Annotated in this window: 12 protein-coding genes and 1 tRNA gene; 6 read left to right on the top strand and 7 right to left on the bottom strand. The window is 66.6% G+C overall.

Translation table 11 applies throughout. The features are described from left to right. Positions 1-8: 8 nt before the first annotated feature. Positions 9-1,463 carry a phosphonoacetaldehyde dehydrogenase gene (phnY, locus tag ACP26O_RS16115; RefSeq protein WP_175665884.1) on the top strand — a complete coding sequence of 485 codons (1,455 nt, stop codon included), beginning with the start codon at positions 9-11 and terminating at the stop codon, positions 1,461-1,463. A gap of 33 nt (positions 1,464-1,496) precedes the next feature. Here phnY and ACP26O_RS16110 read toward each other — a convergent pair whose 3' ends face one another. Beyond that, the gene (locus ACP26O_RS16110) at positions 1,497-2,300 is read right to left on the bottom strand and encodes an alpha/beta fold hydrolase (RefSeq protein WP_175665885.1); all 804 of its coding nucleotides are present in this window, start codon (positions 2,298-2,300) and stop codon (positions 1,497-1,499) included. 81 nt (positions 2,301-2,381) lie between these two features. Between ACP26O_RS16110 and ACP26O_RS16105 the strand changes: the two genes are divergently transcribed. Next, a complete protein-coding gene (locus ACP26O_RS16105) occupies positions 2,382-2,996 on the top strand; it encodes a CGNR zinc finger domain-containing protein (RefSeq protein ID WP_175665886.1) in 615 nt (204 codons plus the stop codon). Between the two features lie 39 nt (positions 2,997-3,035). On the opposite strand, the gene ACP26O_RS16100 is transcribed toward ACP26O_RS16105, so the two are convergent. Together ACP26O_RS16100 and ACP26O_RS16095 are read right to left on the bottom strand one after the other, a co-directional pair. Then, complete coding sequence (locus ACP26O_RS16100) at positions 3,036-4,085, bottom strand: DUF3592 domain-containing protein (RefSeq protein ID WP_175665887.1); 1,050 nt, start codon at positions 4,083-4,085, stop codon at positions 3,036-3,038. Positions 4,086-4,271: 186 nt separating this feature from the next. Next, positions 4,272-4,347, bottom strand: a tRNA-Lys gene (locus ACP26O_RS16095). Positions 4,348-4,538: 191 nt separating this feature from the next. Here ACP26O_RS16095 and ACP26O_RS16090 point away from each other — a divergent pair. Further along, positions 4,539-4,943, top strand: a complete 405-nt coding sequence (locus ACP26O_RS16090; protein WP_011658242.1) for a PaaI family thioesterase — start codon at positions 4,539-4,541, stop codon at positions 4,941-4,943. Positions 4,944-4,951: 8 nt separating this feature from the next. Further along, positions 4,952-5,818, top strand: coding sequence for a patatin-like phospholipase family protein (locus ACP26O_RS16085; protein WP_175665888.1), 867 nt, complete (start codon positions 4,952-4,954; stop codon positions 5,816-5,818). 48 nt (positions 5,819-5,866) lie between these two features. Here the strand turns inward: ACP26O_RS16085 and ACP26O_RS16080 are convergent, their stop codons facing one another. Continuing rightward, positions 5,867-6,880: a D-2-hydroxyacid dehydrogenase family protein gene (locus ACP26O_RS16080; RefSeq protein ID WP_011658240.1), complete on the bottom strand. Its 1,014-nt coding sequence runs from the start codon at positions 6,878-6,880 to the stop codon at positions 5,867-5,869. 428 nt (positions 6,881-7,308) lie between these two features. On the opposite strand from ACP26O_RS16080, the gene ACP26O_RS16075 reads away from it, so the two are divergent. Continuing rightward, a complete protein-coding gene (locus ACP26O_RS16075; protein ID WP_011658239.1) occupies positions 7,309-8,358 on the top strand; it encodes a LysR family transcriptional regulator in 1,050 nt (349 codons plus the stop codon). A 131-nt stretch (positions 8,359-8,489) separates the two neighbouring features. Here ACP26O_RS16075 and ACP26O_RS16070 read toward each other — a convergent pair whose 3' ends face one another. From ACP26O_RS16070 to dprA, 3 genes are all read right to left on the bottom strand, one after another. Next, positions 8,490-11,087 (bottom strand): DNA topoisomerase III, encoded by a 2,598-nt coding sequence (locus ACP26O_RS16070; RefSeq protein WP_011658238.1) that lies wholly within the window; start codon positions 11,085-11,087, stop codon positions 8,490-8,492. A 191-nt stretch (positions 11,088-11,278) separates the two neighbouring features. After that, positions 11,279-11,659, bottom strand: coding sequence for a thioredoxin family protein (locus ACP26O_RS16065; RefSeq protein ID WP_006750078.1), 381 nt, complete (start codon positions 11,657-11,659; stop codon positions 11,279-11,281). A gap of 36 nt (positions 11,660-11,695) precedes the next feature. Then, positions 11,696-13,009 carry a DNA-processing protein DprA gene (gene dprA / locus ACP26O_RS16060; protein ID WP_175665889.1) on the bottom strand — a complete coding sequence of 438 codons (1,314 nt, stop codon included), beginning with the start codon at positions 13,007-13,009 and terminating at the stop codon, positions 11,696-11,698. Positions 13,010-13,195: 186 nt separating this feature from the next. Here dprA and def point away from each other — a divergent pair, with 186 nt between their 5' ends. Then, the gene (gene def / locus ACP26O_RS16055; protein ID WP_175665890.1) at positions 13,196-13,699 is read left to right on the top strand and encodes a peptide deformylase; all 504 of its coding nucleotides are present in this window, start codon (positions 13,196-13,198) and stop codon (positions 13,697-13,699) included. Positions 13,700-13,701: the final 2 nt, after the last annotated feature.

Raw genomic sequence — 13,701 nt, 5'->3', positions numbered from 1 at the left:
AGATACTCATGAACGCCATTGCAGCATCGACGGAGGTCAGCGCGCTTCATCGTGAAGCACTGCGAATCGATGGTGAAAGGATCTATCGCGACGCGGTGATCGAGGTGCGCAACCCGTACGACGGCGCGCTCGTCGGCACCGTGCCGAAGGCGACGCTCGACGACGTGCGGCGCGCGTTTGCGGTCGCGCGTGCCTACCGGCCGTCGCTCACGCGCCACGAGCGCGCGGCGATCCTCCGCCGCGCGGCCGACATCGTGCGCTCGCGCACCGCCGAGATCGCGGCGCTGATCACGGCCGAGGCCGGGTTGTGTCTCAAGGATTCGACGTATGAAGCGGGGCGCGTCGCCGACGTGCTCACGTTCGGCGCGGGCGAAGTGCTGAAGGACGACGGGCAGATCTTCTCGTGCGATCTGACGCCGCACGGCAAGAAGCGCCGCGTGTACACGCAGCGCGAGCCGCTGCTCGGCGTGATTTCCGCGATCACGCCGTTCAACCATCCGATGAACCAGGTCGCGCACAAGGTCGTGCCGTCGGTCGCGACCAACAACCGGATCGTCGTGAAGCCGTCGGAGAAGGTGCCGCTGTCGTGCTACCTGTTCGCGGACATCCTGTATGAAGCCGGCCTCCCGCCGCAGATGCTGCAGGTGCTGACGGGCGACCCGAAGGAAATCGCGGACGAGCTGATCACGAACCCGGCGATCGACCTGATCACGTTTACCGGCGGCGTGTCGATCGGCAAGTCGATCGCGGCGCGGATGGGCTACCGGCGCGCGGTGCTCGAGCTGGGCGGCAACGATCCGATCATCGTGATGGAGGACGCCGATCTCGACGAGGCGAGCACGCTCGCCGTGTCGGGTTCGTACAAGAACTCCGGGCAGCGCTGCACCGCGATCAAGCGAATGCTCGTGCACGAGGCGGTGGCCGATCGCTTCACCGAGCTGGTCGTCGAGAAAACCCGCGCGTGGGCGTACGGGAACCCGGCCGATCCGTCGGTCGACATGGGCACGGTGATCGACGAGGCGGCCGCGAAGTTCTGCGAGCAGCAGGTGAACGATGCGATTGCGCGCGGGGCGCGCCTGCTGGTCGGCAACGTGCGCGACGGTGCGCTGTATTCGCCGACCGTCGTCGATCGCGTGACGCCCGACATGCCGCTCGTGAAGTACGAGACGTTCGGCCCCGTGTCGCCGATCATGCGCTTTCGCGACATCGACGAGGCAATCCGGATGTCGAACAGCACCGACTATGCGTTGTCGTCATCGGTCTGCACGAACCGCTTCGACAGCATCACGCGCTTCATCACGGAGCTCGAGGTCGGCAGCGTGAACGTGCGCGAGGTGCCGGGCTATCGGCTCGAACTGACGCCGTTCGGCGGCGTGAAGGATTCGGGCCTCGGCTACAAGGAGGGCGTGCAGGAAGCGATGAAGAGCTTCACGAATACGAAGACCTATTCGCTGCCGTGGTAAGCGGCACCGCACGTTGCACCCGCGCCGGTGCGTCTACCGGTCGAGCACGGCGGCGACGATTGCCTCCGGCGCATCTTCCTGGACCAGGTGACCCGCGCGCGGCACCCTGATCAGCTTGCCGTTCGCGATGCGATCGGCAAGCGCCTGCCCCTGTCCGAGCGGAATCCACCCGTCGTCCTCGCCCCATACGATGCGCACCGGAAAGTCCGGCGGCGCGTAACGGGCCTCCGCTTCCTCGATGTAGCGCTGGCGCATCTGCGCGATTTGCCGATAGAACGCAGCCTGGCCGGCGGGCTCGAGCCATGGCGCGCGGTAGATCGCCAGCACGTCGTCGCTCAACGGCTGCGCGACCGCTTGGCCGATATAGGCCGACACGAGCGCGTGATGCGCATAGGCCGGCAACCCGGTGAACGCTGCTTCGTGCTGCGCGACATGCCGCACGAACGGCGAGCCCTGCGGCGCGATCGCGACCGGGTTCACGAGCGTCAGGTCCGAATACGCGATGCCGTCGAGGAAATGCGCGCGCAGCACCGTCGCGCCGCCGTAGTCGTGCGCGAGCACGCGCGGGCGCGAAATCTTCCATTCGTCGAGCAGCGCGCCGAACAGCACGTTCTGCCGGCCGAGCGATACGTCCGCGTCGGGCATGTCCGACTGGCCGTAGCCGAGCAGGTCGTAGAAGAACACGCGATGGCGCCGCGCGAGCCACGGCGCGATCCGGCGCCACACCTGCGATGAAAACGGCGTGCCGTGCACGAGCACGAGCGGCGGTCCTTCGCCGAGCGAGCCCCACGCGATCCGGTGACCTTCGAAATTGAAGCGATTGTCGAGATCGAGCATCGGTACCTCCGTGCTAACCTGTATTGGGTGTTAACAGGTTACGCCGGTTCGTCCGGATATGAAACCGATAGGTGAAAATAAATGGTTACTCGATACGAGCCTGCGCGACAGGCGAACGCATGGAGCGCGGCTGACTTCGTCGGCGGCCATCCGGCGCTCGACTTTCTGAACACGGTGGCCGACACGGGCAAGACGCGCGACGAGGACAAGCTCGCCGACTGGCCGGCCCTCCGTGCGTGGGCCGCGAAATCCGGGTTGCTGGCGGCGGCCGATCTGACACGGTTTCTGCGTCATCCCCGGCAGGACGGCGCCGACGAGCTGGCTGCGCTGCACGTCTTTCGCGAGGATGCGTATGCGGCGCTCGCGCACCTGACGGGCGGCGACGGCGGCAGCGCCGGCGCGCGAGCGGCGGACCGGCTCGCCGTGGCGATTCGCGATGCGATCGGGCGCAGCACGTTCGAGGCCGTCGACGGCCGCTTCGCGTGGCGCCCCGATGCGCGCGCCGCGTCGCGCTGGATCGACGCGGCCGCGCTCGGGTTCGAGCATCTGCTGCGCGGTGACGATTTCGCGCGCGTGCGGCAGTGCGGCCGCTGTACGTGGTTCTTCATCGATCGCGGCCGCGGCGTCGGGCGACGCTGGTGCGACATGCGTACGTGCGGAAACCGCGCGAAGGTGGAGGCGTTCAGGGAGCGGTGAGGCGGGGGCCGCGGTGTCGCGGGCCCGGTTCGTTGTGGGTCATTCGGGGATTTCGTGCGGCCGATGGTCGGGCCACAGGGTGCCGGCAATGAACAACCCTGCCGCCAGGAACGGCGCGCCGATCGCGAACAGGATCGCCGTGAGCGCCCACCGATCCCAGAACCGGTCGACGACCGCGCGCTCGGGCGTGACGGGGTCGTACAGCACGTCGACGATCTCGCCTTCGTACAGCCCGGGATTCGATGACGCCGAGCCTTGCGCGAACGTGACCTGGCGGCCGCTGTCGGTCGTGAACGCGACGCGCACCGAGTAGAGCGACGTGCGGGCGGGAGGCGAGTGGGCCGTTTCGGCGATCTCGACGACATGGCCGGTCGAGCGCGCGTAATGGCGGTCGATCTGCCACTGGCGCAGCCCGACAGCGCCGGCGCCGGCCAGGAAACCGGTGCCGATCGCGATCGGGATCAGCACGATCGCGATGTTCCAGCGGCGCCGGATCGCCTTGCGGTCGGCCGGTGCGGAAAACGCGTCGGCTTGCCGGCTGCGGCGCTCGTTCACGTACAGCAGGCTGCCGATCGCAAGCGACGCGAGCGCGAGCAGGGCGGGCACCGCGACGGGAAACCAGCGTTGCGCGAAATCGTCGATCAGCGCGGGACGGTTCGGATGGTCGGGGTCGACCAGGACGTCGACGCTTTCGCCGATGTCGTAAGCCGGTACCATCGACGCGGTATTGCCGGCGACTTCGCGGCGCCGGCCGTCGTTCGCGAGATAGGCGACGATCGGGCGATATGCACGCATCGCGTCGCTGTCCTGCACGATGCGCACGACCGTGCCCGGCGCGCGGACCAGATGGCCGGCCGCGCCGCCCGCGGTGACGGCGAGCGCGGCCGCGGCCACGAGCAGCGCAATGCCGAGCGCGAACGCGACGAGTGCGTCCTTACGCAGCATGACCGGCTTCGCTTCGTGCGTCGTGTGATGCATCCGGATGCGATCGGGTGGAGGGTGCGACTCGACGTGCGCACCGATATCGGCGTGACCATGGCCTCTGAATGGTCGCGTCTCGCTCACATGATTCCATGTTCGACGTCCCATGCTCTCTCAGTGCCGGCGGCGATACGGCGATCGCCGGCCGGTTGTGTGATATTTGTCGGACGATTCTAGCGGGAAAGCGCGGGAGCGGGGCATGTATGTATGCGCATGCCGTGATGCGGGAGAGCCGGGCGGCGCCGGAAATGGAAAAAGCCCGGTTAGCTTTCGCTAACCGGGCTTCGGAATTCCTGGTGGGGCGTGAGTGACTCGAACACTCGACCTACGGATTAAGAGTCCGCTGCTCTACCAACTGAGCTAACGCCCCCAACAGAAGAAAGATTATGCACGGGTATTTCAGTCTTGGCAACACCTTTCTGCAAATTTCCTGAAAATATTTCGTCACCTCGACCGCGGCCGTCCGTGCGGCGGCGAGCGATCGCAGTTGGCGCGCTCCCGGTATGATGACGTCCACACCTGTTGCGCGGCGGTCGCGCAACGTTTTCTGGACATTCGAAGATGGACGAAAACGCAGTCCGCGAATTGCTGGATCGCCTGCTGGCCCCGTGGGTCCGCTCGCTCGGTCTGGTCCCCGTATCGATCGGCGACGACAGCGTGACGATGCGTCTGCCGTTTTCCGGCGAATTCCGTCATTCGGGCGGCATCATCTGCGGCCAGGTGTTCACGGCCGCCGCCGACACCGCGATGGTGGTCGCGATCTCGGTCTCGCTCGGCGAATTCCGGCCGATGACGACCGTATCGCTGAACACGAACTTCATGCGTCCGGTGCGCAAGGGCGACGTGCTCGTCACCGCGCGCGTGCTGCGGATGGGCCGCAACCTGGTATTCGGCGAAGTCGAACTGTTCGACGAGGACGGCAAGATGGCCGTTCACGCGACGTCGACCTACGCGCTCGTCAGCTGAGCGGCGCGATGTTCGACCAGATCGTCTTCGCGGGAGGTGGCAATCGCTGCTGGTGGCAGGCCGGCTTCTGGGATGTCGCGCAGCCGGCGGTCGGCTTGCGCCCGCGCGTGATCGCCGGCATCTCGGCCGGCGCGGCGACCGCCTGCATGCTGTATACGCGCGACGCCGCGTGGGTGATGCGCTATTACGAGGAAGCGCTGCGCCACAACCGCAAGAATGCGTACTGGGGCAACCTGTTCGGGCGCGAGCCCGTGTTTCCGCATTACCGGATCTACCGCCAGGCGCTGCTCGACATCTACGGCGAGCCGTTCGCACAACTCGCCGACGCACCGGAAATCCGCATCGGCGTGTCGCACGTGCCGCGCTGGCTCGGCGCGCGCAGCGCGGTCGCCGCGGGCCTCGTCGCATACAACATCGAAAAGTACGTGCGCAAGACGCTGCACCCGACGCTCGGGCGCACGCTCGGCTTCCGGCCCGAGTTCGTGCGCGCGCAGGCCTGCACGAGCGTCGACGAACTCGCCGACCTGATCCTGCAGTCGTCGTGCACGCCGCCGTTCACGCCGGTGCTGCGTCGCGGCGGCCGGCCGGTGCTCGACGGCGGCATGGTCGACAACGTGCCGGTCGGCGCGCTCGACCCGTCGCCGGGCGACGTGCTGGTGCTCGTCACGCGGCTGTATCCGCGCCCGCAGATGTTTACGGTTGCGCACGGCGAGCAGCGGCGGCTCTATGTACAACCGTCGAGCAAGGTGCCGATTTCGAGCTGGGATTACACGAGTCCGTCGCAGATGCGGCATGCGTACGATCTCGGGCGGCGCGACGGCGAGCATTTCCTCACGCGCGTCGACGCGATGACAGGCGGCCGCGTGGCCGCCTGAAGGCGGGAAGGGAGAAAGGGGCCGCGCGGCGGGCGCGGCCCGCGCCGGTCAGCGCACGCGGCGCGGCGTCAGCGCTTCCGGGTTGACCACGCTCGACATGTCGCCCTGGTCGAACGCGAGGATGTTCCGGAACGCCGCGCTGAAATAGAGCTCGTAGCTTTCGCGTTCGACGTAGCCGATGTGCGGCGTGCAGATTACGTTTTCCATCCGCAGCAGGCTGTAGCCTTGCAGGATCGGCTCGCTTTCGAACACGTCGATCGCGACCATCCCCGGACGGTTGTGCGACAGCGCGTTCACCAGCGCGTTTTCCTCGAGCAACTCCGCGCGGCTCGTGTTGACGAGCAGCGACGTCGGCTTCATCCGCATCAGGTCTTCCTGCTTGACGATCCCGCGCGTGTCGTCGTGCATGCGCAAGTGCAGCGACAGCACGTCGCTCTGCTCGAACAGCGCTTCGCGGCTCTCGGCGGCCGTGTAGCCGTCGGCGCGCGCGGCCTCGAGTGAATGCTCGCGGCCCCAGATCAGCACGTTCATCCCGAACGCCTTGCCATAGCCGGCGACCAGCCGGCCGATCTTGCCGTAGCCCCAGATGCCGAGCGTCTGGCCGCGCAGCACCTGGCCCAGGCCGAAGTTCGGCGGCATGGCCGACGTCTTCAGGCCCGACTGCTGCCACGCACCCTGCTTCAGGTTTGCGACGTATTGCGGAATGCGGCGCTGGGCGGCCATCACGAGTGCCCAGGTCAGTTCGGCCGGCGCGACCGGCGAACCCGTGCCTTCGAGCACCGCGATGCCGCGGTCGGTACACGCTTCGAGGTCGATGTGGGTCGAGATACGGCCGGTCTGGCTGATCATGCGCAGGTTCGGCAGCTTGGCGAGCAGTTGCGACGAAATCGGCGTGCGCTCGCGAATCAGCACGAGCGCCTCGACTTCCGCGAGACGGCTCGCGAGCTGCCCCAGGCCGCGCACCGTGTTGTTGAAGACCTTCACGTCGTGCTCGGCGAGCATCTCGAAGCAGTTCAGCTTGCGGACGGCGTCCTGGTAGTCGTCGAGGATGGCAATTTTCATGATCAGCGGGAGTCGCGCGTTGGAAGCGGCGGCGGTGGCGGCGGCGCATGTTGCGCACCCGTCCCGCCCGGCCGGGGCCGACATGATGCTACGTCGGTGTCCGTCGTGGTGTCTTTTTAACAGGTTGTTACGCTCCGCCGCAATCGCGCCGGCCTGATGCGGCGCCGCTGCCGTGCCACGAGCAGGGGTGCGCTGTTGTGTCGCACCAAATACGTCCTTTCTGATTCGACCGTTTACCCGACGAGGTTCACCAAATTGTTGCTTCGATCAGAATAATTGGATCATCCGTTCGCGAGGAGTGAGGATTTTTGACTATTTTTATCGTCAACGGCCACCTTGTTGAGCAACTCTGCATCATTTCCGTTGTCGTAGGAGAATTACGCATAGGCTTCAACTTTTTGAAGTTGTAACAGCGGCAGGAGTCGTTTATGGATCATTTGCAGTCGATGCGCGTGTTCGTCAAGGTTGCGGATCTCGGCAGTTTCGCGCGGGCCGCGAGTGCTATGGATATCTCCAACGCGGTCGCGACGCGTCACGTCGCCGATCTGGAGGGCCGCCTCGGCACACGGTTGCTGAACCGCACCACCCGCAGCCTTTCGCTGACGGAGTCGGGCCAGGTCTATCTGGAGCGGGCGCGCCAGATTCTCGATGAGCTCGAGGATGTCGAACAGATGGTCGTCGCGCGCAATCACGAGCCGGTCGGCACGTTGCGCATCGTCGCGCCGGTCGTGTTCGGCCTGCATAACCTTGCCCCCGTCCTCCAGTCGTACACGGAAAATTTCCCGAAAGTCGTGCCGGATCTGACGCTGGTCGACCGCCAGGTCGATCTCGTCGAGGAAGGTTTCGACGTCGGCATCGTCGTCACGCGCCAGATGCGCAGCGCGAGCATCGTCACGCGGCGCCTGACCACGGGCTGCATGACCGTGTGCGCGACGCCGAGCTATCTGGAAAAGCATGGCGTGCCGACTCATCCGGAACAACTCGCCGAGCACCCGGCGCTGAGCCTGCCGACCGAATACTGGGGCGACGAGCGTGTGTTCACGGGGCCCGATGGCGAAGTGCGCGTGCGCCCGACCAACGTGATCGTCGCGAACAACACGGCGATGCTGCGCCAGTTCGCGCTGCTGGGGATGGGTGTCGCGATCCTGCCGAGCTACCTGATCGGCGGCGACATCGCGCGCGGCGCGCTGGTGCGGTTGCTGCCGGATTTCCGGCTGCCGCAGGTCGAGATCAACATTGCATACCCGAGCCGGCGCCATCTGCCCGCGAAGGTGCGCACGTTCATCGACCACCTCGTCGAATATTTCAGCCACGCGACCGACGCGGTCATTGGCGAACAGTGGGCCGCCCAGAGTGCGATGCCAGCGCCGATCGGCGTCGAGATGCGTGCCGAGCAGCCCGAATCTACCGACCCGAACCTGCAGCCGCGCGTCGCGCGCTCGGCGCGCCCGCGCGTCGCGGTGCCGTCGCCGCTGTAACGGCGCGGCGGCCGCGCACCGACGCGGCCGGCGCCAAAAGAAAAAACGCGGATCGAGCGATCGATCCGCGTTTTTTATCGCCGTTTGACTGGCGTGCAATGGGCCGGGGGAGAGCCCCGGCGGCCGGGTCGTTACGAGCCCGTCTTGCGCGCCGTCGTCTTGCGGGCGGCGGTCTTGCGGGCCGGTGCCGGTTTCTCGTCGGCGCCTTCCGTCACGGTTTCGGCATCCTTCGTCGCCGATTTTGCCGTCTTCTTCGCGGCAGCCGCCTTCGGCTCCTTCTTTTCGAACTCGAAACCGATCTTGCCGTCCGGCTGCTTCACGAGGAACGCCTTGAAGTTGCGGCCCGTGCGCGACGACTTGAAGTTCGGCATCAGATCCGTACGGCCGTCGGCGAGCAGCTTGGCCATCTGATCGCGCGTGATTTCCTGCTGCAGGATCACCTTGCCCGAACGGAAGTCGCAGGTCTTCGGATTCGCGACCGAGTGCTCGCACACATAGCTCATCCCGTGCTCGAACACGCGGCCGTTGCATTTCGGGCACGCGCCGACCGGTTCCTGCTCGGAGAAGTCGGGCGCCTCGCCTTCCTCGCCGCCCTGGTCCTGGCCGAAGTCGAACTCGAGCTTGTAGTTCTTCGTTTCGTCGTCGAACGAGAGCTTCAGGATCGCCGAGAACGGACGGCCCATCTTGCTGCGGAAACCGGACAGCGGACCGATGGTCTTCTGCTGCAGCAGTTCCTCGACTTCCGCGATCTCGAACTGCCGGCTGCCCGGAATCTTCGAGATCGAGAACTCGCACTTCGTGCACGCGAAGCGGCGGTAGTTTTCCTTCACCTGGCCGCCGCAGTTCGGGCACGGCGTCTGGAGCGTCGCGTAATCGCCGGGGATCGTGTCGGAATCGTATTCCTTTGCGCGCTTGACGATCTGCTGCGTCATGCGGGCGATTTCCTGCATGAACGCGTCGCGCCCGAGGTTGCCGCGCTCCATCTGCGACAGCTTGTATTCCCATTCGCCGGTGAGCTCGGGCGCGGTCAGTTCCTTCACGCCGAGCCCGCGCAGCAGCGTCATCAGCTGGAATGCCTTCGCGGTCGGGATCAACTCGCGGCCTTCACGGACGAGATACTTCTCGCCCAGCAGGCCTTCGATGATCGCCGCGCGCGTGGCCGGCGTGCCGAGGCCCTTCGCGGCCATCGCCTCGCGCAGCTCGTCGTCCTCGACGAGCTTGCCCGCGCCTTCCATCGCGGACAGCAGCGTCGCTTCCGAGTAGCGTGCGGGCGGCTTGGTCACGAGCGCGACGGCGGCGATCTCGTCCGTCTTCACCTTCTCGTCCTTCTGCACCGGCACGAGGTTCGCGTCCGCGCCTTCGGCGTCGCGGCCGTACACCTGCAGCCAGCCCGGCTCGACGAGCACCTTGCCTTCGGTCTTGAAGTGATGGCCGGCGACTTCGGTGATCCGCGTCGTGACACGGAATTCGGCCGCCGGGAAGAACACCGCGAGGAAGCGCTTCACGACCATGTCGTACAGCTTCTGCTCCGGCTCGGACAGCGACTTCGGCGCCTGCAGCGTCGGGATGATGGCGAAGTGGTCGCTGATCTTCGAATTGTCGAAGATCCGCTTGTTCGGCTTCACCCAGCCCTGGTCGAGCACCCGCTTCGCATGCGGCAGGTAGTTGTGGCTCTCCTTGAGCATCTCGAGCGTGGACTGCACCGTCGAAATGTAGTCTTCCGGCAGCGCGCGCGCGTCGGTACGCGGGTACGTCAGCACCTTGTGCTTTTCATACAGCGCCTGCGCGAGGCCGAGCGTGTTCTTCGCGGAGAAGCCGAAGCGGCTGTTCGCCTCGCGCTGCAGGCTCGTCAGGTCGAACAGCAGCGGCGACAGCTGGGTCGACGGCTTCGATTCCTCGGAGACCGTGCCGACCTGGTCGCGGCATGCGGCGACGATGGTTTCGGCGGCCGGCAGGCTCCACAGGCGCGAGTCGCGCCTTTCCGGATCGAACTCGTCCCGCTTGAATTTCGGGTCGTACCACTTGCCTTCGTAGAAGCCGTTCGCGCAGGCGAACGCGGCCTTCACTTCCCAGTAGTCGCGCGGGACGAAGCGGCGGATTTTCTCTTCACGTTCGACGACGATCGACAGCGTTGGCGTCTGAACGCGGCCAACGGTCGTCAGGAAGAAGCCGCCGCCCTTGCTGTTGAACGCCGTCATCGCACGGGTGCCGTTGATCCCGACGAGCCAGTCGGCTTCCGAGCGGCAGCGGGCGGCGTCGGCGAGCGGCTGCATGTCGGTGTCGCTGCGCAGGTGCGCGAAACCGTCGCGAATCGCCTGCGGCGTCATCGACTGCAGCCACAGGCGCTGGACCGGCTGCTTCGCCTTCGCGTGCTGCACGATCAGGCGGAAAATCAGTTCGCCCTCGCGCCCCGCGTCACATGCGTTGATCAGGCGATCGACGTCCTTGCGCTTCATCAGCTTGGTAAGGACCTTCAGGCGCGATTCGCTTTTTGCGATCGGGTTGAGGTCGAAATGCGGGGGGATGACGGGCAGATGAGCGAAGCTCCATTTGCCGCGCTTGACCTCGTACTCTTCCGGGGCGGCGATTTCCAGCAGGTGGCCGACCGCGGACGAAAGGACGAATTCGTCGCTTTCGAAGTATTCGTCATGCTTGGTAAAGCCGCCCAAAGCGCGCGCGATGTCGTTCGCGACAGAAGGCTTTTCCGCAATGATCAGAGCTTTGGACATGACAGGTGTGTGTTGGTAGACCGGGTTCGCCGGCGTGGGTCCCTTTTACGACGGCTTTATAGCACACGCGGCGACGACGGCGGCGCGGCGTGTAAAAAGCGGCTCATCATAGAGGGGGCCCGCAATGGCGGCAAGCGCCCGGCCCGGCGGCACGCGCAACGTCGCGCGAAGCCGCCTGGCCGGGGCGCGGTTTACGCCTCGACGTTCAGGATATTGCGCAATTTCGGTGCGTGCGGCGCGCCGGGTACCGCGCTCAGGTCGGACAGCATCCGTTCGACGATCGCCGCGTGCGGCAGCACCGTGCCGAAGAAGCGCGCGGTGTTCGCATCCTCGATCAGGATCGTCGGGAAATTCTCCACGTCGAGATCGTCGAGCCGGTCGGCATGGGTTTCGATGTCGATCCACGCGAAGCAGGCGTCGGGATGGGCGTCGGCGAGCTGGTCGAAGGCCGTCCGGTAGTCGCGGCAGGTGCCGCACCATTCGGCGCACAGGCAGGCGACCAGCAGCGTGTCGGGATCGGCGAGGCGCTCGGCGATCCGATCGGCATCGGTGTCGAGATTCAGCGCGGGCATGGAATTCCTTGGGTAACGTCGACGGCATGGCCGCCCCTATTCGGGGGAATGTAGCACGCCGGACCGGGGCGGGGTGGGCGCCGCGTCAAGCCGCGCGAAGCGTCCGCCGGGCACGCTGGCGACGCGGCCAGCCAGTTCGAGCGCGAGCAACGCGCTGTGCAGCACGTCGTCGGACAGGCCGCTGTGCTCGGCGAGCCACTCGTAGGTCACGGGGCCGTATCCCAGTGCGGCCAGCACGGATCGTTCGGCGGGGCTATCGGGTGGCGCGCCTTCGCTTGCGGCGGACGCGGCGGCCGCAACGGCGGAGCCGGCCTTCGCGGCAGACTCGTCCGTGCGTTGCCCTGCCGTGCCCGCTGTTTCGACGTTATCGGGGCTCAATCGCGAATGCTGCGCGATGTGAGCAGTCGCTTCGCCCAGCCCGTATTCCTCGAGCACGTCGAGCGGCGCAGCGGTGAGCTTCGCGCCTTCGCGGATCAGCGCGTGGCAGCCCTGCGCGAGCGGCGCGTGGATCGAGCCCGGCATCGCGAATACGTCGCGGCCTAGCTCGTTCGCGAGCCGCGCGGTGATCAGTGAGCCGGAGCGCGGCGCGGCTTCGACCACGAGCGCGCCCAGCGCGAGTGCGGCGATCAGCCGATTGCGCTGCGGGAAATGCGACGCTCGCGCGGGCGTGCCGAGCGGCCATTCGGACAGGATCGCGCCACGCGCGGCGATCTCGTGTGCGAGCGTGCGGTGCCGCGCCGGATAGACGAGGTCGGCGCCCGTCGCGATCACCGCGATCGTGCTGGCGCGGCCGGCGAGGCCGCCGCGATGCGCGGCGCCGTCGATGCCGAGCGCGAGGCCCGAGACGATCGCGAGCCCCGCCTCGGACAGCGCATGCGCGAAGCGCGTTGCGTCGGCGAGCCCTTGCGGCGTCGCGTGGCGGCTGCCGACGACGGCGAGCCCCCGTGCGTGCAGCAGGTCGAGCCGGCCCTTTACATATAGCAGCGGCGGCGGATCGTGCAGGTCGCGCAGCCGCGGCGGATAGACGGGATCGTTGAGCGTGACGATCGCGTTGCCCGGTGCATCGAGCCACGCGAGCGCGGCGTCGGTGCGCGCGTCGAGGTCGTGCCGCTCGCTGGCGCGCACCGCCCGCGCGGCGGCCGCGCTGCTCGCCGCGCAGATGGCCTCGTCGGATGCGCGCAGCAGCGCCGCCGGCGCGCCGAATGCGTCGAGCAGCGCGTGCAGCACGGCAGGCGGGAGGCCCGGCGCATGCGCGAGCTGCAGCCACGCGCGCAGCGCGGAAGGGGTCAGCGCTTGCGGCGACATGAGGTTCCCCTCGAATGCGACGGCCAGCGGACAGCGTGGCGCCATGATAAAATTTTCATCATCCGAAATACTCGACAGGGCCGCGCGCCACCGGCGTCCGGCCATTTGCAGGAGGCATGACCTGCGGCATTGATATGCCGCGCGTCCGCCTCATCTTCATTGCATCCCGGCAGTGGCGCCAGCCGGCCGGATGGCCGATGCGGCCCGCCGCTCCACCGAATACCGAACACCATGGCATTGCTGAACATTCTTCATTACCCCGACAAGCGGCTGCACAAGGTCGCCAAGCCCGTCGACAAGGTCGACGACCGGATCCGCAAGCTCGTCGCCGACATGGCCGAAACCATGTACGCAGCGCCGGGCATCGGCCTCGCGGCGACGCAGGTCGACGTGCACGAGCGCGTGATCGTGATCGACATCTCCGAGGAGAAGAACGAGCTGCGCGCGTTCATCAATCCCGAGATCATCTGGTCGAGCGACCAGAAGCAGATCTACGAGGAGGGTTGCCTGTCGGTACCCGGGATCTACGACGAGGTCGAGCGCCCGGACCACGTGCGCGTGCGGGCGCTCAACGAGCAGGGCGAGGCCTTCGAGCTCGACTGCGAGGGCCTGCTGGCCGTGTGCGTGCAGCACGAGATGGATCACCTGATGGGGCGCGTGTTCGTCGAATACCTGTCGCCGCTGAAGCAGACGCGCATCAAGACGAAGATGAAGAAACTCGAACGCGCGATGTGACG

The organism is Burkholderia sp. R-40 (genome assembly GCF_049942845.1).
Classification (GTDB): Bacteria; Pseudomonadota; Gammaproteobacteria; order Burkholderiales; family Burkholderiaceae; genus Burkholderia; species Burkholderia ambifaria.
Note: the sequence above shows the minus strand (reverse complement) of the source record. Positions and strands in the feature narration are given on the sequence as shown.